The following is a 19,132-nucleotide window of genomic DNA, read 5'->3' as shown; positions in this document are numbered from 1 at the left end:
TCCGCTGAATAGTTGTTGAACAACGGTGTTCGTTGCCACAGTCATCCGATTAAAATTTGTATATGGGTGTAAAAACCCGGAATTATGAGGTTTATTTACCGTGATTGCTATTATCTCCCCTGCCAAGTCTCTCGATTTTGACAGCGAAATTCCTACGCATCAATCGACAGAAAACCGGTTCCCCGAAGAAACTGCGCGACTGGCAGGAGCTATTTCCAATCTGTCGAAGACGAAATTAAAATCGATCATGCCGGTATCCGATAATCTGATTGATCTAAACCACGGCCGGTACAATGAATTTTTCAGTCAAGCCGAGCGTTCTGCCATTTTTGCATATAACGGCGATGTTTATACCGGCTTTGAAGCCCAGAGTCTCAGCACGGAAGGATTGGACTTTGCGCAGGGCCATTTGCGCATTTTGTCAGGACTTTACGGCCTTTTACGTCCCTTTGACCCCATAAGGCCCCACCGGCTTGAAATGGGCACGAAATGGGCACCGCGATACAAGAAACTGACGGATTTCTGGAAAGATAAAATCGCGACAGAGCTTGCGAAGGATCTTGATGAAACAAAAGAACGGGTCGTGGTAAATCTGGCCAGCAACGAATATTGGGCAGCAGTAAAGCCGCATGTCGCAAAATTAAATGCCCGTGTTATCGAGGTCGATTTCCGCAAAGATGGTCCCGAAGGCTCAAAATTCATCAGCTTTGAAGCCAAACGAGCCCGCGGAATGATGGCGCGCTATATATGTGAAAATCATCTGCAAGATGCTGAAGCACTCAAGGGTTTTGACAGTGATGGCTATAAATTTGACGCAGAAAACAGCACTGATAACAGCCTGCATTTTCTACGTTCATGACCAAAAAGACCGCGGTTATTATCGGTGCGACCGGCGGGATCGGTAGCGCAATGGCGGATTTGCTGGAAGAGGAAACCGAATATGATCAGATCATCCGCTTCTCACGCAATGCCGATAGCCCCGTTGCACTAGACCTGACGTCCGAGGATTCAATCGCTTCAGCCGCTATTTGGCTTCAGGAACAAGCTATCAAGCCGCACATGGTATTTGTCGCCACGGGATTACTCCACCGCGATCAACAAGGACCTGAAAAGAGCCTCCAAGAACTGGACGCGGAATGGATGCTCGAAAATTATCAAATTAATGCCATTGGTCCAGCTTTGGTTGCCAAGCATTTCCTTCCGCTCATGCACAAAACCGAGATTATCACTTTTGCCGCGATATCGGCGCGTGTTGGCAGTATTTCGGACAACCGACTGGGCGGATGGTATGGCTATCGTGCCGCCAAGGCAGCGCTGAATATGACGATCCGCAATCTTTCAATTGAATGGGCACGCAAGAATAAGCGTAGTATCATTGTCGCTTTGCACCCTGGCACGGTCGATACTGGCCTGAGCAAGCCGTTTCAAAGCAATGTTCCGCCCGGAAAACTATTTGATCCAGAGCGCGCAGCCATGCAATTGCTCGATCTACTGGACGCCCTAAAGCCGGTGGATAGCGGCAAGATTTTTGCCTGGGATGGCGACGAAATAAGCCCTTGAATTCCGGTCACGGTATTTAATGTAAATTTGGCCTGAAAAGCTGGCTTTTAGAAGCCGCTTGCCTTAGAAGAATCTCAGCTAAAAACCCTAGCAAAACACCAAGAAAAAAGGCCTGTTTGTGAACGAACAAACCACTGCACCAAAACGATCTGATATTGAACCGATTGATATCGTCGATGAAATGAAATCCAGCTACATGGATTACGCGATGTCAGTTATTGTCAGTCGCGCGCTTCCTGATGTTCGCGACGGATTGAAACCTGTCCATCGGCGTATTTTATTCGCTTCACAAGAAGGCGGCTTTGTCGCTGGACGTCCTTATCGTAAATGCGCCAAAATCGTCGGCGATGTGATGGGCAATTATCACCCTCATGGCGATAGTGCGATTTACATGGCGCTGGCCCGGATGACGCAAGATTGGTCCATGCGAGTGCCTTTGATCGACGGTCAGGGTAATTTTGGTTCAATGGATCCTGATATGCCCGCTTCCATGCGGTATACAGAGGCGCGGCTAAACAAGGTTGCGAACAGTCTGCTCAATGATCTCGACAAAGATACAGTCGATTTTACTGACAATTATGACGGCAGTCGTAGAGAGCCGTCCGTTTTACCGGCACGCTTCCCGAATCTTTTGGTCAATGGCGCTGGCGGTATTGCAGTGGGCATGGCGACCAATATTCCGCCCCATAATTTGGGCGAAGTCATTAATGCCTGCCTCGCCTATATCGAAAATCCGGGGATTACTATTGATGAACTCATCGAGATTATTCCAGGGCCAGATTTTCCGACGGCACCGCTTATTCTCGGGCAATCGGGTGCAAAATTAGCCTATAAAGAGGGTCGTGGTTCGATCATGATGCGTGCGCGTCATATAATTGAGGAAGGCCGCGGCGATAAACGTTCGATCGTTCTGACGTCCATTCCCTTTCAAGTTGGCAAATCCGGTCTTGTCGAAAAAATCGCGGAAGCCGCGAAAGACAAGCGGATTGATGGCGTTTCCGACATTCGCGACGAATCCAGTCGTGCTGGTGTTCGCGTCGTTATCGATCTGAAACGCGATGCCACAACAGATGTGGTGCTGAACCAGCTATGGCGTTTCACCCCTGCCCAATCGAGTTTTCCAGCCAATATGCTGGCGATCATGGGCGGACGGCCCGAAGTCCTCAATTTACGGGATATCATACAAGCATTTGTAAAGTTCCGCGAAGAAGTCATTACGCGCCGCACCAAATTTGAATTGAACAAAGCCCGTGAGCGCGCACATATTTTGCTGGGCCTTGTGGTCGCAGTGACCAATATGGACGAAGTCGTCCGGATAATCCGCGGGTCATCGACACCTGCAGAAGCGCGTGAAGCGTTGATCGCTCGCGAATGGCCGATTGCTGAGATTGCCGGATATATCAAACTGGTCGAAGCAATTGAAACCGAGATTGAAGGCGATGTTTATAAGCTTTCTGCCATTCAGGTTAAGGCGATATTGGATCTGCGTTTACAGAAACTGACTGCTCTTGGCCGTGAAGAAATTGGCGATGAGTTAAAAGAACTTGCGGTCGCTATTGAAGAATATCTCTCAATTCTTGCCAATCGAGAAAAACTTTATGCGGTGATGCGTGAAGAACTGGAAACGGTTCGCGATGAATTTGCAACGCCACGCGTGAGTGAAATTACGGCAGCATGGGATGGTCTGGAAGACGAAGACCTGATGGAGCGTTCCGAAATGGTCGTAACCGTCACCCATGGCGGCTACATCAAACGGACACCGCTCGATACATTCCGTTCGCAGCGCCGCGGCGGCAAAGGCCGAGCCGGCATGGCAACCAAGGATGAGGATGCGATTACCGAGTTGTTCGTCACTTCGACGCACACGCCGGTATTATTCTTCTCCACCCACGGCAAAGTATACCGTCTAAAAGTCTGGAAACTGCCGGAAGGTGGGCCGCAGACCAAGGGGCGGCCAATGGTCAACCTGTTGCCTCTCGCGGACGGAGAAGCTATTTCCACCGTCTTGCCGTTGCCAGAGGATGAAGCGGAATGGGCGAAACTCCATGTCATGTTCGCTACGGCCAAAGGCGGTGTCCGGCGGAACAGCATGGATAGCTTCACCAATGTGCCGTCCAACGGCAAATTTGCGATGAAATTCGATGAGGATAGCGACGACCGCCTGATCGGTGTGGAGCTACTCTCAGAAAATGAAGACGTTCTGTTGGCTACCAAAAATGGTAAAGCGATCCGCTTTGCCGGTGATGCTGTACGTTCTTTCCAGAGCCGTACATCGACCGGTGTGCGGGGCATTGCACTGAAAGGCGATGATGAGGTCATCTCGCTTTCCGTATTGCGCGGATTTGAAGCTTCAACCGAAGAACGGGATGCCTATCTCAAAGCCGCGCCATGGAAAGATAACGAAAATACCTCCGAATTGTCGCCGGAGCGGGTGGCCGAATTTGCTGAGACTGAGGATTTCATCCTTACGGTTTGTGCCAACGGCTATGGCAAACGCTCTAGCGCCTATGAATACCGCCAATCAGGCCGTGGTGGTCAGGGCATATTGAATATCGATAATATCAAGCGGAACGGCACCGTTGTCGCCAGCTTTGAAGCGACAAATGAGGAGCAGATCATGCTGGTGACGGATCAAGCCAAGCTGATCCGCATGAAAGTCGCAGATATGCGGGTGATTGGGCGCAATAGTTCCGGTGTCAAATTATTTGATGTATCACCCGGCGAAACCGTTGTTGGCGCTGCCAAGATTGATGAAGAAGAAGAGCCAGAAAATGTAGCAGAAGAATTGGTTGCTGGAGAATTGGCAGCCGAAGACTCTACCGCAGTTGCCACCGATCCTGAAAGCGGGGATGATCCCGCAACATGACCTCTGGCGCGCCGGCCTTTTTGATGAAAGACGGCGCGCTGAGTTGACCTAAAATAGCGCGGATGGCGGATGGCGGATGGCGGTATTTTATCAATCACCATTCCGCCAGTAGATGGTAATTCGCTCTTCGCCTACCAGCATGCCGCACTTGACGTCATGCCGCCGCAGCTAGGGTTGAAACGGGAAGGTAAGATTGCCATTCATAGCGCAAAACTCGCCTTATGCTCTTGACGGCATTTAGGATCAGGGATTCGGGACTGCCATTTCTTTACGCAAGGTCCGCACAACGCCGATCACAATGAGAAACTGCCCAACATAATATAGCGGCCAAATGGTCCAGTCCGGTATTGCGGAATGCGCCAAAAAGCCCATGCGCGAGAAAATAAATAGATCAGATATAACGAATAACAACGCGCCCACACCAACCCGGTACCGCGGAAAACTACTGGTCCAAGCCATAGCCGCCATGACAGCCAGAAACAGACTATAGATGGCTATGCCCGGCGCTTCTTCTCGAGAGAACGGCAGTGACCACCCGATAAAGATAGTTACTGGGACCAGCAATATAGCCAATGTTTTCTGACTAAAGGACGTCTTGGCCCTGCGATGGCGCCAATAGAGCCCAATCGCGATGCAATGCCCCACAATAAAGGCCCCCGCTCCCGCCATGAGGTCAAATTCGATCAGCATATCGCCCAAAGCGCCAAAGGCCATCACGGCAGCAATCAACATGCCATCAAGATTATGGGCCCGGCGTAAAGCATAGACCGCCAGAAAGCCGACTGCAGAACTTTTCCAGAGCATGAGAAATACACCGGGTATATTGCTGTCATTCACAAAGAAATAGCTGATGCCGAACAGCAAGCTGAGCAATAAATAGGGTCGGGACTCAATAATAGCGCGTTTCATCTTTCATCGCCTATCACGGTCTGGCTCTCTCTGCCAGATTGACTTTTGACCAATCCGGCAACACAGAGACGCCATGACACAGGTACATATTATCGGCGGCGGACTCGCTGGATCAGAAGCAGCATGGCAATTGGCCGAAGCAGGCGTAAAAGTGCGCCTTTCCGAAATGCGCGGTAGCGGCGACATGACGCCGGCGCATCAGACAGACGGACTAGCGGAACTCGTCTGTTCCAATAGTTTCCGGTCTGATGACGCGGAGAAAAATGCGGTTGGCTTGCTGCACGCAGAAATGCGCGATCTGGGGTCGCTCATTATCGGTGAGGGGGATAAGAACCGCCTTCCTGCTGGCTCTGCGCTTGCCGTGGACCGGGACCATTTCTCAGCAGCCGTCACAAAGGCATTGAGCGAACATCCCAATATAGAGGTAATCCGCGAACGGATTGACCAGTTGCCCGAAAGCGGCCTGACCATTGTCTCAACCGGCCCCCTCACCGCCATGACGTTGGCGGAAAGCATCGGTGCTGCGACCGGTGAAGACTCCCTCGCTTTTTTTGACGCCATTGCGCCAATTGTCCACAAAGACAGCATCAATATGGATATCGCATGGATGCAGTCGCGTTGGGACAAAGTCGGTCCTGAAGGCGATGGCAAAGATTATATTAATTGTCCGATGACCCGTGATCAATATGGAGCATTTATCAATGGGCTTCTTGAAGGCGAAAAGACCGACTTTAAGGACTGGGAAAAAGACACGCCCTATTTCGAAGGCTGTATGCCGATTGAAGTCATGGCGTCACGTGGTCCTGAAACCCTTCGTTTTGGGCCGATGAAGCCTGTTGGCTTAACCAATGCGCACACAGGCGGAAGCGAATATGCCGTCGTGCAACTGCGTCAGGATAATGCGCTGGGCACATTGTGGAACATGGTCGGATTTCAGACAAAGCTAAAATATGGTGCGCAGGCTGATCTGCTGCGTTCCATACCCGGCCTGGAAAATGCTGAGTTCGCACGCATGGGCGGCTTACACCGCAACACATTCATCAACGCACCGAAGCTGCTGGATAAGGAAATGCGCCTGAAAAAAGCACCGCATATCCGCTTTGCCGGACAGATCACCGGTTGTGAAGGCTATGTTGAAAGCGCAGCAGTCGGATTAATGGTCGGGCGTATGGTTGCTGCCGAGATTAAGGGTCAGGCTTTCCCCTACCCGCCGCAAACAACAGCTTTTGGCGCTTTGCTCTCTCACATCACGGGCGGAGCAGATGCGAAGGACTATCAACCTATGAACGTGAACTTTGGACTTTTCCCACCGTTCGAAGACCGCGTGAAGAAGAAAGAACGCAAATTGGCCTATACGGTTCGTGCTCGGTCGGACTTTGCAGATTGGCTGCAATCCTATACCGAAGAAAAGCAGCCCGCTTAACATTTACATCGCGGCGCAGCCCGCTTCGGCCGTGTGGTGCGGAACTCTGCCCGTGTCAGTTCTGCATCGCCATTTTTGTCTGCGCTCGCAAACTTTTCACCGGTCGCGGCGGCCCATTCTTCAAAAGTCAGCAAATTATTCCCGTCCTTGTCGAGTGCCTTAAATGTTTTGGTGCGGCTGCTCATCATTTCGAGCCGGGTGATAATCTCATCCCGGTTGCGATCATAGCGATTGAAGCGCCGTTCTTCGCGAGATGATTTATGCGCTTCCGGCGGTGTCGGTGGTGGTAGTCCAAAAACCGGAGCATTTTTATCCGCTTGGGGCAGGCTCTCTTGATTGTTCGGTTCAGGCGGTGGCGGCGCATCAGGTATAAGGCTTTCTTGGCCATTTGCGCCAATCCAAAAAAATAAAGCTGCGGTCATTAACAACATCATACTGGCAGCACCGGCTGCATATTTTTTCATGCGCCACTTGTCCCTCAACCGGCTTGACTGATGTTAACAGCCGGTCAAGCCGTGCCAGATAATCTTGCCTGCAACCCTAGGCCGATAAAGATCGGCTGTTAACGACCCGTTTGATATATCACGCTTTAATAATTTACAAAAAATCGAGAGTGGTCGGCCGTTTCTGTCAAAATGCGGGGGCGAGGCGGAACTGCCTATTATCTGGCATTTTTCAAAAGCACGGGCACGCGTTTTCGCATCTGAGCAGTGCCGGGCAAAATCCCACAACGCCCATGCACGGGACCACTGATACTGATTGTCGGACAACGCGCCTTGCCCCCCAAGGGCAAAAGCAAATATCCCTTCACCACGCTTCGTTGCATATTGATCAAACTGTAGATCATCCCAAGGAAAAGGATCCAAGAGATATTCCCACCCGTCCAAAAGGCTGAGCAAGGGTGCTGCGTCAACGCCTTGCTGTTCCGCCGCACTGATAAGCGCGACCAATGGTTCACCGCTAGGGCGCTCTTTGGCAGGCTTGGTTAAAATATCCCGCCACCAGGTTAACCGCATTTGTCCGATCAATATTTCCGAAGTTGAGCGGATAATATCAGCAAATCTCGAATCAAGGGCGAATAAAAGTGCATAGCGAGGACGATCAGGCCCTTTTGCATATGCTAAAACCAACCTGTGAAACGGATCAAGTTGTAAAAGCGTGTCTTTCATGCTCACGCCGTTGCCAGTTTTCTATGCGAAATCAAGGTAAACATCGCTTTAACCAAAGCCGTTGGTGAGCCGCTAACCCTTTTCTCTCTATCAAACACGCTGAAATGAAATTGAACGGCGCGGCTAATTGCGCACAGATCAAGGACCATGGCATGTTTGACAGGAACGAGATGAAATCACGGAAGTCCATATTGCAGAAATTGCGGTCGGATACGGCCGGTAATACAATGGCTATGGCTGCTGCTGCTCTGTTCCCGATCGCTGGCATGATTGGCGGCGGGGTCGATATCGGCCGTGCTTATATGGCGCAAGCACGCCTACAGCAGGCCTGTGATGCCGGCGCTCTGGCAGGGCGCCGGTCGATGTCTGGTGCCAGCATGTCAAGCGCCGACAAAGCCGAAGCGTTGAAATATTTCAACTTCAACTTTCAGGAAGGTGTCTTCGGGTCAAACCCCTTCAAGCCCGTTGACGGAGTAGCGAATCCACGGTTCGTAGATGGTCCGGGTGATCGCACAGTAAGGGGCTTCGCCGAGACCTCACTTGACACATCAATTATGAAAATCTTCGGTTTTAAGGATATGGATATCAAGGTCAATTGCACCAGTCGCCTCGATATCGGCAATGTCGATGTCATGATGGTAATGGATGTCACCGGTTCGATGGCCTGGAAACCCAATGGCTATTCCACGAACGATGAATCGCAAAAGCGGATCACCGGTTTGAAAAATGCGGTAGAGGAATTTTACAATATATTGGGGCCCGGTGGCGGAACATCTGGTAGCCAGGTTCGCTATGGTTTCATGCCGTATAATGCAATGATCAATGTCGGCGGAACATTACTAGCCGAACAACCATCCTGGATTGTCGGGGGAACCAACACTGCTGTAGAAGACGAATGGAACTATCAAACACGCCGTGCGCACTGGAAAATTTATTCGACTGCTCCTGTAGTTACTTATGAATATTTGAGAGTTGAAAATGCCTATGGCAATACTAGAAGTGCGTGCGAAAATAAGTTTGGTCAAAATTTGTCGGTTTCACCAATTTGGAGTCCTAGTAACAGCGGCTATCCTTCAGGCAATAATATTACGCATAATGGTAAATATTATGAGTTCAGTTACTATAATTACGATCGGATTAGCAGCAGCAATCAGAAATGTACCCGTAAGGTTGACAGATATGATGCACCGCCGATCAAATCTACGCAATGGCAGTCTGGGGCAGTTTTTGATTTTTGGGAATACAACGAATTTGCCCATGATGTTTCGGCTTATGTGAAGTCGATAGACCCACTGAAGCCCGCTGCACTGCGTCCGACGCTCTTTGATAATCCAAATAATGCAACACACGGCCCCACTGAAAGATGGGATGGCTGTATTGAGGAACGCGACACGTTTTCCAATATCGATGCAACAACCAATGCCATTCCGGCCAATGCCTATGATTTGGATATCGACCTTATTCCGTCAAGCAAGGCGACCCGCTGGCGTCCTTATTGGGGCGGAGTAGAATATCTCCGAAACGGTTCTCAAGCCAACGATTCCAGCTGTCCTGTCGCGGGTCGGAGGTTGGCTGAATATCCAACATATAATTCCAGCGGCACCGATTCCGCCGGAAATGTGATTGCCGGAAACTTAAAATCCTACATTAACGGTTTGACACCTAACGGAAATACGAATCATACAATAGGAATGATCTGGGGCGCTCGCTTTTTATCGCCAACGGGTCTGTTCGCAGCGGAAAATTCTAAGACGAAAAATGGTTTTAACATTTCGCGTCACATAATCTTTATGACTGATGGGGATTTAAACGTTTATCCAAACCGGTATAACGTCTATGGCTATAATGAACTCGATGCGCGTTTAGGGCCAAAAACGCTAAATTATAACGATTATAATGCCCGTCAAGCCAACCGCTTTCAATTAATGTGTAAAGCTGCAAAATCCAAAGGGATAACCATTTGGACGATTCAGTTCACGGACGCCAATACCGTTGGAACAAACTTGCGCGATTGTGCAACCAGTCCGCAACATGCGGCGGCGGCGACAAGTAATGATGCGCTGAAAGACGCTTTTGGCAATATTGCGAAAACCATTGGCGGATTGAGGTTGTCAAAATGATAAATTTTTCCAACTTTAAAGGCGCATTGATTCGTAACGAAGATGGTGCCACATTGGTAGAATTCGGTCTTGTCATCGGCCCTTTGATGTTGATTCTGCTCGGTATTATGGATGTCGGCTATCAGGGCTATCTTGATACCCTCGCCAAATCAAAATTGCATGAAGTTGCCCGTGATGCTTCAACTGGTGAAATGACCGTTGAGCAGATTGAGACCGCTGTTGATGAAGGCCTGGCTGCGTTGACACTGAAAGATGCAAAAGTCGATGTCACGGTCAAAAGCTATTTCGATTTTACTAATATTGGAAAACCGGAAAAGCTTACCACAGATGTGAATCATAATGGCGAAGTCGACCCTGGTGATTGTTTTATCGATAATAATAAAAATGGTGTGTTTGATATCGATTACGGGATTCCTGGCACTGGTGGCCCCGATGACATCGTCAGCTATCAGATCGAAATAGAAACGAAGCGTCTATTCCCGCTGGCAAAAATGTTCGGATGGAGCGAGACGATGAAAAGTTCCAACAGCACTGCGGTGCGTAATCAGCCCTATGGTGCACAGGTGGATTTGGTTGAAACATGTGAGTCAACGTTATGATCATTGAAAAAACAAAATCACACTTGACGGCTATTTCAGGCAGATTCCAAAACCTGAGCCTCGTTAAAGATACGAGCGGGCTTGCCTTACTGGAATTTGCCTTTTCGGCACCGATCCTTCTTACGGTTGGTTTGACCGGATTGGAAACCGCCCACCTAGCAACCTCCCATATGCAGGTTAGCCAGATTGCAATGCTCGCAGCCGACAATGCCTCTCGCGCGCGCGAGTCCATTGATGAAGCGGATATTCGGGAAATTTTCACAGGTCTTGACTTGACCGGCGACAGTATCATTTTCTCCGAAAATGCGCGCGTAATCCTGTCTAACTTTGAACACAATGGGAAGACCGGTTCTGGCGCAGGCTACTGGATTCGGTGGCAAAGATGTTATGGTGGAAATACCAAATATGTATCCAGCTTTGGAGCAGAAAATGACACTTCGGAAAACGGGGCGAGCGCGCCGCTAAATTACAACGCCAACCTCAAAGACGGAATGGGACCGGTTGGTAAAAAAATCACAACGTCAGGCTTGAATGCAGTAAATTTTGTGGAAGTAGTTTATGATTACAAGCCGCTCGTATCGGACAGATTTTTCGGGGATGTTGTAATTCGTTACCAAAGTGCTTTCGTCGCCCGTGAACGCGACGATCATGCACTGCGCAACGCAAGTGCTATTCCTTCATCACAATTGTGGAAGTGCAATGTCTACGGGACAATCGATAACCCACCCGGCGGCTAGATTGAACGACTATTTATCCGCTACTCAGCGATAACAAACTTTCTTCACTGCCTCGATAATCCGCGGCACATCGATTAGCGCCGCCTTTTCCAAATTCGCGGCATAGGGTAGCGGGACATCTTCGTTGGTCACGCGGATAACCGGTGCGTCGAGGTCGTCGAAGCCTTTTTCCATACAGACTGCCACAATTTCGCTGGAAATTGAGCAAGTTGGCCATCCTTCTTCCGCAACAACCAACCGATTGGTTTTTGCGAGGCTTTTCAGCACAGTTTCCGTATCCAAAGGACGCAAGGTGCGCAGGTCGATAACCTCTGCTTCAATCCCTTCACCGGCCAGCGTATCAGCGGCTTCGAGTGCAAGACCGACACCAATCGAATAGCTCACGATCGTAACATCTGTGCCTTCCCGCATAATGCGGGCTTTGCCGATGGGCAGGACATAATCGTCCATATCCGGGATATCAAAAGAACGTCCATAAAGAAGCTCGTTTTCAAGAAATACCACGGGATCAGGACTGCGGATGGCAGCTTTCAGCAAACCTTTAGCATCAGCTGCATCATAAGGGGCGATTACGATCAAGCCCGGAACGCTTGCATACCATGGTCCATAATTCTGGCTATGCTGTGCACCTACGCGGGAAGCCGCCCCATTGGGGCCACGGAAAACAATCGGACAGCGCATTTGGCCACCGGACATATAATTTGTCTTGGCCGCAGAGTTGATGATGTGATCAATAGCCTGCATCGCGAAATTAAACGTCATAAACTCGACGACCGGCTTTAACCCGCCCATGGCGGCGCCTGCACCAATTCCGGCAAAGCCGTGTTCCGTTATCGGCGTATCAATCACCCGCTTACCGCCAAATTCATCCAACAAGCCTTGGGTAACTTTATACGCGCCTTGATATTCAGCGACTTCTTCGCCCATTACAAAGACTCTATCATCGGCCCGCATTTCTTCTGCCATCGCATCGCGCAACGCTTCGCGAACGGTGATGCTGGTCATCGCGGTACCAGCAGGAATGGCAGGATCTTCTGCGCGCGATACGGCTGCAACCGGAGCCGCTTCGAGAGCCGGTGCCGGACTTGGCTTGGCTTCCGTTTTAGAAATAGGAGCCGGAGCAGGTGTAGATTCCGTGCTTTCCTCTTCATCTTCCCCCGTCATTTCCGCTATGACGGTACCAACCGGAACACCTTCAGTTCCTTCGGCGATCAGAATTTTGGAGACTACCCCCTCATCTATCGCTTCGAATTCCATGGTGGCTTTATCGGTTTCGATCTCAGCAAGAATATCGCCAGAACTGACTGCATCACCCTCTTTCACTAGCCATTTGGCAAGCGTGCCTTCTTCCATTGTTGGCGACAATGCGGGCATTTTTAGTTCGATTGCCATTAATATTGCTCCACCAACACGTTCGTATAAAGTTCAGCAGCCTCTGGTTCGGGCGATTCCTCGGCGAAATCAGCTGCCTCCATAACGGTCTTGCGCACATTTTTGTCCAAGGCTTTCAAATCCTCTTCTTTGACACCCTGTTTAATCAACATGGTTTTCAATCGTTCAATTGGATCCGATTTTTCGCGCACATCTTGCACTTCATCCCGGCTCCTATATTTCGCTGGGTCGGACATAGAATGGCCGCGATAGCGATAGGTTTTAAGTTCCATTAATACCGGCCCCTTGCCGCTCCGCACAAATTGCAGCGCTTCTTCAACCGCACCGCGCACCGCTAGAACATCCATGCCATCGACCTGCATCCCCGGTATACGGAAACTTTCGCCCCGACGGTATAGCTGGTCTTCCGCAGAAGAACGATTAACGCTCGTCCCCATCGCATATTGGTTATTCTCGATCACATAAATGATTGGCAATTTCCACAGTTCGGCCATGTTGAAACTTTCGTAAACTTGGCCTTGATTTGATGCGCCATCACCAAAATAAGCTAGGCATATGCCGCCATCTTCCTTATATTTATGTCCGAAAGCGAGGCCGGTGCCGAGAGATACTTGCGCGCCGACAATTCCGTGGCCGCCGTAAAAACCATGGTCGACCGAGAACATGTGCATGGAACCGCCCTTGCCCTTGGAGATACCGGAGGCGCGGCCGGTCAATTCCGCCATAACGATATTGGGGTCAATGCCACATGCCAGCATATGACCATGATCACGGTAACCGGTAATGACACTATCTTTACCCGGTTCAATCGCAGACTGCAGCCCCGTCACCACAGCTTCCTGACCGATATATAAATGGCAGAAGCCTCCGATCAGCCCAAGACCATATAGCTGCCCTGCCTTTTCTTCAAAGCGACGAATGAGCAGCATCTGCTCATAAAATTCCATCAACTCTGCCTTACTGGCTTTATAAATTGGTGTTTTGAACACTGTCTTGCTGCGCGCCGTTCTGGCTGGAGTCATCGCCGGGGCAGATTTCGACACACGCTTAACCGGAGTCTTGGCTTTCGACGGAGCTTTCTGGGGAGGTTTTGCCACGCTTGCACTATCCTATTTTTTTGCTGTTACAGCACCATAAACAGGTAACGGGAAATTCCCAAGCCTAATAGGCTGGAAATCCTTACAAAAGCGGGATTTGGGAAACTGGGGCTATTTTAGCGGAACAATAATCTCATCGGGGTGTACAAAATTGCCTTCTTTACGAAGCAATTCACCAACCAAATCAGGATCAGCACCTTTAGGGTCGAGCAGCTTCACACGATTCTTCAATGCATCGCGCTCCACTTTGAGTTCCGCTAATTGTGTCCCCCGATTATCAAGCGCAGTGCGATATTCACCCCAAGCTAAAATTCCGGTTGGACCAAGCACTGCATATCCGGCGATGGCAAGCAGAGTCAGAAGAGCAAAGCCGGGGCCGAGTGCTGCCTTTATCAAATCACCAATTTTTTCTTTATGCGCCATAATTCTCTTGAATCAGATTATTGATTCACTGGCAATAGCGTTAATACTTTTATTTCAATTGGGCCGCCGGAGTAACGCCGAACAACCCGTTAAATAAGCCGAATTTTTTACGAGAAAATGGACCGCCCGGCATAATGCGCCACGCTGTCCAACTCCTCTTCAATCCGGATCAGTTGGTTATATTTTGCAAGCCGATCAGACCGTGCCAGACTGCCGGTTTTTATTTGCCCGCAATTGGTGGCGACCGCCAGGTCGGCGATGGTGGCATCTTCGGTTTCACCGGAACGATGCGACATGACCGCTGTATAAGAAGCGTTATGGGCCATGCGTACAGCTTCGAGGGTTTCAGACAATGTACCGATCTGATTGACTTTCACCAGCAAGCTGTTGGCGAGACCGTCTTTAATGCCTTGCGACAAACGCACTGGATTTGTGACAAATAAATCATCTCCGACCAATTGGACCGTATCGCCGACGGCATCCGTCAACAATTTCCAGCCCTCAAAATCATCTTCGGCCATTCCATCTTCAACGGATTTGATCGGATAATCTTTGCAAAGCTCGGCCAGATAATCTGACATTTCGCCCGGAGACAAAATCTTATTTTCTCCCGAAATATGATATTTGCCATCTTTGAAAAACTCGGTCGCGGCACAATCAAGCGCCAGTACGACTTCGTCGCCAGCCTTGAAACCGGCTTTCTCGATAGATGCCATAACAAAATCAAGCGCATCGCGAGTCGATCCCAGATTGGGCGCGAAGCCGCCTTCATCACCAACAGCGGTCGCCAGACCTTTTTCCGACAGACCGGCCTTCAGCGTATGAAATATTTCCGATCCCCAGCGAACCGCTTCGGCAATACTGCCTGCGCCAACTGGCATGATCATAAATTCTTGAAAGTCGATGGGGTTGTCCGCATGTTCACCGCCGTTGATGATATTCATCATCGGAACCGGCAATACCCGTGCTGAGACACCGCCAACATAGCGATAAAGAGGCAGTCCGCGCGCATCGGCTGCAGCCTTAGCCGCGGCAAGACTGACACCCAATATTGCATTGGCACCAAGGCGGCTTTTATTTTCTGTTCCGTCAAGCGCGATCATCGTCGCATCAATTTCTTCCTGATCTTCAGCATCAAGTCCCAATAAAGCATCGCTAATCTCGCCATTCACTGCCTTAATGGCATTCAGGACACCTTTGCCGAGATACTTGCTCTTGTCACCGTCGCGCAATTCAACCGCTTCATAAGCGCCGGTTGAAGCGCCCGATGGAACAGCCGCACGCCCGAAACTCCCATCTTCCAACAGGATATCGACCTCTACAGTAGGATTGCCTCGGCTATCCAATATTTGGCGAGCGTGAAGATCTAATATAGCGGTCATTTTCGAAAAGCCTCCTGCAGAAATTGGTGTATCGAAAAGCCCTTATCGCCATGATAGGCTTGTGGCAATCGTCCGCATCGGTAATGGTGTTGGCCATCCTCTGGTTTCCCCTTGAATCATAAGGATTAGACACCATTTAATTTTTAGGGAAAAACTGATCGACAACGCCATCGATCACTTTGTAATGCTAAGGGTTTTTGAGGAAGGAATTTTATTATGGCCACCGATCAGGAAAAGAAACCAACCACACGTAAGGCATCTGCGAAGAAGCCGGCTGCAAAGCAAGCTGCGGCCAAAAAATCATCCCCCGCTAAAGGGGTGAATGTCAAAAGAACAACAGCCGCTAAGCCGTCTGCCCCGCTAAAAGCCGGTGCAACGCGCGCAGCATCCGCTAAACCAACTGGCAAAGCTGATCTGAAAGATCGTGCTTTCGATAAGGTCCGCTCCACCGCTAATGATGGAAAAGCGAAGGCCGGAGAAGCAATAGGTAGTTTGAGCGAGATGATCGAGAATAGCGCAAAATCTATCGACGAGAATGTTGGAGAGAAATATGGCGATTATGCGCGATCTGCAGCAGATGCGATGTCCTCATTCGCCGAAAAGGTAAACGCAAAAGATGTTGACGAAATGGTCGACGATGCGCGTAACTTTGTTCGTAAACGGCCTGCTGTTGCCATAGGTGCTGCGGCTGTTATCGGCCTATTGGTGTCGCGCCTAATCAAGTCGGGGACAGATGATCGCAGCTAGAATATATCTTTTCAAACTCTATTCGATCGCGATGGGTAATGAGCTTGGAAAATAAAGCCACAACGATAAAGCAGCAACCATCTCTGGATGAAAGGGAAACGGCGCAATCTGATGCGCCCGCTCCTGGCGTCGGCGATAAACCGCTTAGGTCGCAGCTTAACGACCTGGTAGATGACGTCCGCAAACTGGCGGAAGCCGAAATTGCATATTACCGGATAAAATTGTCGGTCAACATGGCGGCCACAAAGACAATATTGATTCTGTTCAGCATCGCCGTCATATTGGGGATGACGACGATTGTTTCTCTGATATTGGGAACCTTATTGATATTGACCCATTATTGGGGGCCAATCGCTGCTACAGCACTGTTGACCGGGGGCGGTTTACTGCTGACTACGGCATTAATGAGCATGGCAATAAAAAGGGCGCGCAAATTACCTTTGGATGAGAATGACCAATGACCCAGAATAATGATGATATTTTCAACCTTCGCGATCTCGCAATTGAAAGACAGCAAGCACGGGATCATCTGAAAGAAGATTTTTCGCAGACGAAAGAACGCCTGCGACCGACAAATCTTATCCAGAATGCTAAGGACAAAGCATTAGACCGCGTCCAGAAAACCGGTAAAATTGCGTTGCAAGGAGTTAAAGATAATCCTGGTAAAGTCGCTTCGGTTACCGCAGCGGCGACTTTACTTGCACTGCGCAAACCGCTCACGAATTTTTTCATCGGTCGTAAAGCCGCTGATGACAACTACCATATCAATGATTCGGAGGATTGAGCCATGAACAAATTATCTGACAGTATCGAAAAAGCCCGTACCATTTCCCGCGAACGTATTGGAAATGCCAAAGAACTGGTAGGAGAAGGCACAGGAATAGCGCTTGAAAAAATGTCGGATAGCAAACGACGGGCCGCAGAATTGCTCGGCGATAGTAAGATAAAAGCCGCTGAAAGTGTTGAAGCGACAAAGCAGATGGCTAAAACTGCTGCGAACCGATCAGAGGAAGTCATTACCCAGAATCCGCTGGCCGTCCTTTTGGGCGGACTAGCCCTTGGCGCACTTGTCGGCGCATTACTTCCCAAGAGCCAAACGGAAACAAAATTTGTTGGCGGAGCGGGCAAAAAGGTGAACGAAACGGCAAAAAAGGCCTATGATGCGGCTAAGGAAGCCGGACAGGCACAGATCGAAACCCTAGGGCTAAACAAAGGCAGTGTTCAGGACCAAATTAAAGATCTGCTTGGCAAAGCCGCACAGGCTGCTAAGAGCGCCGCCGAAGCCGCCAGCATTGCGGTAAAATCGGATAAATCCGGAAAATAATTCAAAGAATGGGACATATATGAGCGAGCGCAGCAGAATGCATCTGGTAATGGGTGGACGTGTTACGGACCCCCGCGGGCTGGATTTTGAAAATCTGGATCAGGTTGATCTGGTTGGCGTATTTCCCAATTATGAAGAAGCAGAAGATGCTTGGCGTTCAAATGCCCAGCGGACGGTTGATGATGCCGAGATGAAATATGTCATCGTGCATCTTCACAAATTGCTGGAACCAGAGCTGCCTGCCGATATCTAGGCAGTCAGGCGTTTTTAAATCGCCATTGCAACAAAGGCCGGGTTAGAATTAATCCGGCCACAAAGCCACCGATATGTGCAAAAATAGCGATGCCGTTCAGGCTGCCACGGGTCGCGACTCCGATCAATAATTGTATCCCGATCCATGCCAGCGTCAGCCACGCGATCCGGACAACATAGCCCGGAAACGGCCCGACCGGCTTCACGTCGTTGCGCGCGAATAGTAGCGCATAAGCGCCCAGTATAGCGGATATCGCTCCGCTGGCACCTACCACGGGAATGACGGACTGACCGTTAAACGCAAATTCCGCCAGCGCCGCTGCATAAGCGCCAACGATATAGAGAACTGCCATAAGTTGTGGCCCCAGCGCTTGCTCAACAAAGCGGCCGCAAAACAGCAACATCATCATATTAAACGTAATATGCATGAACCCGCCGTGCAGAAAGGCAGAGGTCAATGGGGTTAGCCAAGCCGGAACCAACTGCCCTACCGCTTCCAGCGCAGGATAGCCTTCTCCCAAACGTATAGGAAAAAACCCGCCGCGCAGGACTGATTCATCCTGAAATCCGGAAAGCCATAGCAACAGGAAGATCACGACATTGGCAATGATCAGCCCGTTTGTCAGCTTTCCGTTCGGCAGGTTCATATTGGCCTAAATAAACTCGATTTTCTCAAGAAGATAATATTTTTCACCCGACGGCACCGTGACTTCAATCTCGTCACCAACAACACGGCCGATGATGGCCCGCCCGATGGGGCTGTTATAGCTAATCTTGCCCATCTTGGCGTTTGCTTCCGCCTGCCCTACCAGCTGATATCTTACTTGCTTGTCATTTTCGTCAAGCAAGGTCAGCGTCGCACCGAATACAGCTTTGTCACCCGACAGGGTCGTGGGATCAATAACCTGCGCGCGGCTCAGCTTATCCTCGATATCAGCAAGAGTCGCTTCAACCTGACCCTGACGTTCTTTCGCGGCGTGATATTCGGCATTTTCCGATAAATCACCATGGGCACGTGCTTCTTCAATCGCATCAACAATGCGCGGCCGCTCTTCTTTCAGCGCCTTCAGTTCAGCTTCCAACATGGCATGGCCTTCGGCCAGCATCGGTACTTTCTCAACAGCCATAATTG

At 50.0% G+C, this 19,132-nt stretch carries 22 protein-coding genes and 1 pseudogene; 14 read left to right on the top strand and 9 right to left on the bottom strand.

The window, feature by feature from the left end:
• The first annotated feature begins 100 nt into the window (after window positions 1-100).
• The 4 genes from yaaA to V7676_RS03780 all read left to right on the top strand — a co-directional run bounded on the left by yaaA (window position 101) and on the right by V7676_RS03780 (window position 4,657).
• Window positions 101-859 (top strand): peroxide stress protein YaaA, encoded by a 759-nt coding sequence (yaaA, locus tag V7676_RS03795; RefSeq protein WP_335658317.1) that lies wholly within the window; start codon window positions 101-103, stop codon window positions 857-859.
• Window positions 856-1,560, top strand: coding sequence for an SDR family oxidoreductase (locus tag V7676_RS03790; protein WP_335658316.1), 705 nt, complete (start codon window positions 856-858; stop codon window positions 1,558-1,560). Before yaaA ends, V7676_RS03790 begins: the two co-directional genes overlap by 4 nt.
• 118 nt (window positions 1,561-1,678) lie before the next feature.
• Window positions 1,679-4,426, top strand: coding sequence for a DNA gyrase subunit A (gyrA, locus tag V7676_RS03785; protein WP_335658315.1), 2,748 nt, complete (start codon window positions 1,679-1,681; stop codon window positions 4,424-4,426).
• 69 nt (window positions 4,427-4,495) lie between these two features.
• Window positions 4,496-4,657 (top strand): hypothetical protein, encoded by a 162-nt coding sequence (locus V7676_RS03780; protein WP_335658314.1) that lies wholly within the window; start codon window positions 4,496-4,498, stop codon window positions 4,655-4,657.
• Window positions 4,658-4,669: 12 nt separating this feature from the next.
• On the opposite strand, the gene V7676_RS03775 is transcribed toward V7676_RS03780, so the two are convergent.
• Entirely contained in the window at window positions 4,670-5,335 is a 666-nt protein-coding gene (locus tag V7676_RS03775; RefSeq protein WP_335658313.1) for a lysoplasmalogenase, read from the bottom strand.
• 73 nt (window positions 5,336-5,408) lie between these two features.
• On the opposite strand from V7676_RS03775, the gene trmFO reads away from it, so the two are divergent.
• Window positions 5,409-6,758 (top strand): methylenetetrahydrofolate--tRNA-(uracil(54)-C(5))-methyltransferase (FADH(2)-oxidizing) TrmFO, encoded by a 1,350-nt coding sequence (gene trmFO, locus V7676_RS03770; RefSeq protein WP_335658312.1) that lies wholly within the window; start codon window positions 5,409-5,411, stop codon window positions 6,756-6,758.
• Here the strand turns inward: trmFO and V7676_RS03765 are convergent.
• Both V7676_RS03765 and V7676_RS03760 read right to left on the bottom strand, forming a co-directional pair.
• A complete protein-coding gene (locus V7676_RS03765; RefSeq protein ID WP_335658311.1) occupies window positions 6,755-7,222 on the bottom strand; it encodes an EF-hand domain-containing protein in 468 nt (155 codons plus the stop codon). The genes trmFO and V7676_RS03765 overlap by 4 nt on opposite strands.
• Window positions 7,223-7,255: 33 nt before the next feature.
• The gene (locus tag V7676_RS03760) at window positions 7,256-7,927 is read right to left on the bottom strand and encodes a squalene/phytoene synthase family protein (protein ID WP_335658310.1); all 672 of its coding nucleotides are present in this window, start codon (window positions 7,925-7,927) and stop codon (window positions 7,256-7,258) included.
• A 104-nt stretch (window positions 7,928-8,031) separates the two neighbouring features.
• Between V7676_RS03760 and V7676_RS18830 the strand changes: the two are divergent.
• The 4 genes and pseudogenes from V7676_RS18830 to V7676_RS03745 form a co-directional block, all read left to right on the top strand.
• Window positions 8,032-8,268 (top strand): annotated as a pseudogene (locus tag V7676_RS18830) (TadE/TadG family type IV pilus assembly protein); the annotation flags it as partial.
• A gap of 237 nt (window positions 8,269-8,505) precedes the next feature.
• Complete coding sequence (locus tag V7676_RS03755) at window positions 8,506-10,047, top strand: hypothetical protein (protein ID WP_335658309.1); 1,542 nt, start codon at window positions 8,506-8,508, stop codon at window positions 10,045-10,047.
• Window positions 10,044-10,646, top strand: a complete 603-nt coding sequence (locus tag V7676_RS03750; protein ID WP_335658308.1) for a TadE/TadG family type IV pilus assembly protein — start codon at window positions 10,044-10,046, stop codon at window positions 10,644-10,646. The genes V7676_RS03755 and V7676_RS03750 overlap by 4 nt, the downstream gene beginning before the upstream one ends.
• Complete coding sequence (locus V7676_RS03745) at window positions 10,643-11,383, top strand: TadE/TadG family type IV pilus assembly protein (protein WP_335658307.1); 741 nt, start codon at window positions 10,643-10,645, stop codon at window positions 11,381-11,383. Before V7676_RS03750 ends, V7676_RS03745 begins: the two co-directional genes overlap by 4 nt.
• 24 nt (window positions 11,384-11,407) lie before the next feature.
• Here V7676_RS03745 and V7676_RS03740 read toward each other — a convergent pair whose 3' ends face one another.
• The 4 genes from V7676_RS03740 to eno form a co-directional block, all read right to left on the bottom strand.
• Window positions 11,408-12,775: a pyruvate dehydrogenase complex E1 component subunit beta gene (locus V7676_RS03740; RefSeq protein ID WP_335658306.1), complete on the bottom strand. Its 1,368-nt coding sequence runs from the start codon at window positions 12,773-12,775 to the stop codon at window positions 11,408-11,410.
• Complete coding sequence (pdhA, locus tag V7676_RS03735; RefSeq protein ID WP_335658901.1) at window positions 12,775-13,797, bottom strand: pyruvate dehydrogenase (acetyl-transferring) E1 component subunit alpha; 1,023 nt, start codon at window positions 13,795-13,797, stop codon at window positions 12,775-12,777. The genes V7676_RS03740 and pdhA overlap by 1 nt, the downstream gene beginning before the upstream one ends.
• A 186-nt stretch (window positions 13,798-13,983) precedes the next feature.
• On the bottom strand, window positions 13,984-14,295 hold the full coding sequence (locus V7676_RS03730) for an FtsB family cell division protein (RefSeq protein WP_335658305.1): 312 nt from the start codon (window positions 14,293-14,295) through the stop codon (window positions 13,984-13,986).
• Window positions 14,296-14,402: 107 nt separating this feature from the next.
• On the bottom strand, window positions 14,403-15,677 hold the full coding sequence (gene eno, locus V7676_RS03725; protein ID WP_335658304.1) for a phosphopyruvate hydratase: 1,275 nt from the start codon (window positions 15,675-15,677) through the stop codon (window positions 14,403-14,405).
• A gap of 216 nt (window positions 15,678-15,893) precedes the next feature.
• On the opposite strand from eno, the gene V7676_RS03720 reads away from it, so the two are divergent.
• Genes V7676_RS03720 through V7676_RS03700 form a run of 5 tightly spaced genes read left to right on the top strand, consistent with a single transcriptional unit; the run spans window position 15,894 to window position 18,001 of the window.
• Complete coding sequence (locus V7676_RS03720; RefSeq protein WP_335658303.1) at window positions 15,894-16,424, top strand: hypothetical protein; 531 nt, start codon at window positions 15,894-15,896, stop codon at window positions 16,422-16,424.
• Between the two features lie 38 nt (window positions 16,425-16,462).
• Window positions 16,463-16,885 (top strand): phage holin family protein, encoded by a 423-nt coding sequence (locus tag V7676_RS03715; protein WP_335658302.1) that lies wholly within the window; start codon window positions 16,463-16,465, stop codon window positions 16,883-16,885.
• A complete protein-coding gene (locus V7676_RS03710) occupies window positions 16,882-17,208 on the top strand; it encodes a hypothetical protein (protein WP_335658301.1) in 327 nt (108 codons plus the stop codon). The genes V7676_RS03715 and V7676_RS03710 overlap by 4 nt, the downstream gene beginning before the upstream one ends.
• A 3-nt stretch (window positions 17,209-17,211) precedes the next feature.
• The gene (locus V7676_RS03705) at window positions 17,212-17,748 is read left to right on the top strand and encodes a hypothetical protein (protein ID WP_335658300.1); all 537 of its coding nucleotides are present in this window, start codon (window positions 17,212-17,214) and stop codon (window positions 17,746-17,748) included.
• A 19-nt stretch (window positions 17,749-17,767) separates the two neighbouring features.
• The gene (locus V7676_RS03700) at window positions 17,768-18,001 is read left to right on the top strand and encodes a DUF4170 domain-containing protein (protein WP_335658299.1); all 234 of its coding nucleotides are present in this window, start codon (window positions 17,768-17,770) and stop codon (window positions 17,999-18,001) included.
• Window positions 18,002-18,005: 4 nt separating this feature from the next.
• Here V7676_RS03700 and V7676_RS03695 read toward each other — a convergent pair whose 3' ends face one another.
• Together V7676_RS03695 and greA are read right to left on the bottom strand one after the other, a co-directional pair.
• Window positions 18,006-18,647 carry a rhomboid family intramembrane serine protease gene (locus V7676_RS03695; RefSeq protein WP_335658298.1) on the bottom strand — a complete coding sequence of 214 codons (642 nt, stop codon included), beginning with the start codon at window positions 18,645-18,647 and terminating at the stop codon, window positions 18,006-18,008.
• Between the two features lie 6 nt (window positions 18,648-18,653).
• Window positions 18,654-19,130, bottom strand: coding sequence for a transcription elongation factor GreA (greA, locus tag V7676_RS03690; protein WP_335658900.1), 477 nt, complete (start codon window positions 19,128-19,130; stop codon window positions 18,654-18,656).
• Window positions 19,131-19,132 lie beyond the last annotated feature (2 nt).

The organism is Parasphingorhabdus sp. (genome assembly GCF_036963805.1).
In the GTDB taxonomy this organism is placed as follows: domain Bacteria; phylum Pseudomonadota; class Alphaproteobacteria; order Sphingomonadales; family Sphingomonadaceae; genus Parasphingorhabdus.
Note: the sequence above shows the minus strand (reverse complement) of the source record. Positions and strands in the feature narration are given on the sequence as shown.

What these genes read in the sequence shown, in the direction of transcription:
- V7676_RS03790 (WP_335658316.1), top strand. Translation starts at nt 856, where the DNA reads ATGACCAAAAAGACCGCGGTTATTATCGGTGCGACCGGCGGGATCGGT.
- V7676_RS03780 (WP_335658314.1), top strand. Translation starts at nt 4,496, where the DNA reads ATGGCGGATGGCGGTATTTTATCAATCACCATTCCGCCAGTAGATGGT.
- V7676_RS03775 (WP_335658313.1), bottom strand. Translation starts at nt 5,335, where the DNA reads ATGAAACGCGCTATTATTGAGTCCCGACCCTATTTATTGCTCAGCTTG.
- trmFO (WP_335658312.1), top strand. Translation starts at nt 5,409, where the DNA reads ATGACACAGGTACATATTATCGGCGGCGGACTCGCTGGATCAGAAGCA.
- V7676_RS03765 (WP_335658311.1), bottom strand. Translation starts at nt 7,222, where the DNA reads ATGAAAAAATATGCAGCCGGTGCTGCCAGTATGATGTTGTTAATGACC.
- V7676_RS03760 (WP_335658310.1), bottom strand. Translation starts at nt 7,927, where the DNA reads ATGAAAGACACGCTTTTACAACTTGATCCGTTTCACAGGTTGGTTTTA.
- V7676_RS03755 (WP_335658309.1), top strand. Translation starts at nt 8,506, where the DNA reads ATGGATATCAAGGTCAATTGCACCAGTCGCCTCGATATCGGCAATGTC.
- V7676_RS03750 (WP_335658308.1), top strand. Translation starts at nt 10,044, where the DNA reads ATGATAAATTTTTCCAACTTTAAAGGCGCATTGATTCGTAACGAAGAT.
- V7676_RS03745 (WP_335658307.1), top strand. Translation starts at nt 10,643, where the DNA reads ATGATCATTGAAAAAACAAAATCACACTTGACGGCTATTTCAGGCAGA.
- V7676_RS03740 (WP_335658306.1), bottom strand. Translation starts at nt 12,775, where the DNA reads ATGGCAATCGAACTAAAAATGCCCGCATTGTCGCCAACAATGGAAGAA.
- pdhA (WP_335658901.1), bottom strand. Translation starts at nt 13,797, where the DNA reads ATGACTCCAGCCAGAACGGCGCGCAGCAAGACAGTGTTCAAAACACCA.
- V7676_RS03730 (WP_335658305.1), bottom strand. Translation starts at nt 14,295, where the DNA reads ATGGCGCATAAAGAAAAAATTGGTGATTTGATAAAGGCAGCACTCGGC.
- eno (WP_335658304.1), bottom strand. Translation starts at nt 15,677, where the DNA reads ATGACCGCTATATTAGATCTTCACGCTCGCCAAATATTGGATAGCCGA.
- V7676_RS03720 (WP_335658303.1), top strand. Translation starts at nt 15,894, where the DNA reads ATGGCCACCGATCAGGAAAAGAAACCAACCACACGTAAGGCATCTGCG.
- V7676_RS03715 (WP_335658302.1), top strand. Translation starts at nt 16,463, where the DNA reads ATGAGCTTGGAAAATAAAGCCACAACGATAAAGCAGCAACCATCTCTG.
- V7676_RS03710 (WP_335658301.1), top strand. Translation starts at nt 16,882, where the DNA reads ATGACCCAGAATAATGATGATATTTTCAACCTTCGCGATCTCGCAATT.
- V7676_RS03705 (WP_335658300.1), top strand. Translation starts at nt 17,212, where the DNA reads ATGAACAAATTATCTGACAGTATCGAAAAAGCCCGTACCATTTCCCGC.
- V7676_RS03700 (WP_335658299.1), top strand. Translation starts at nt 17,768, where the DNA reads ATGAGCGAGCGCAGCAGAATGCATCTGGTAATGGGTGGACGTGTTACG.
- V7676_RS03695 (WP_335658298.1), bottom strand. Translation starts at nt 18,647, where the DNA reads ATGAACCTGCCGAACGGAAAGCTGACAAACGGGCTGATCATTGCCAAT.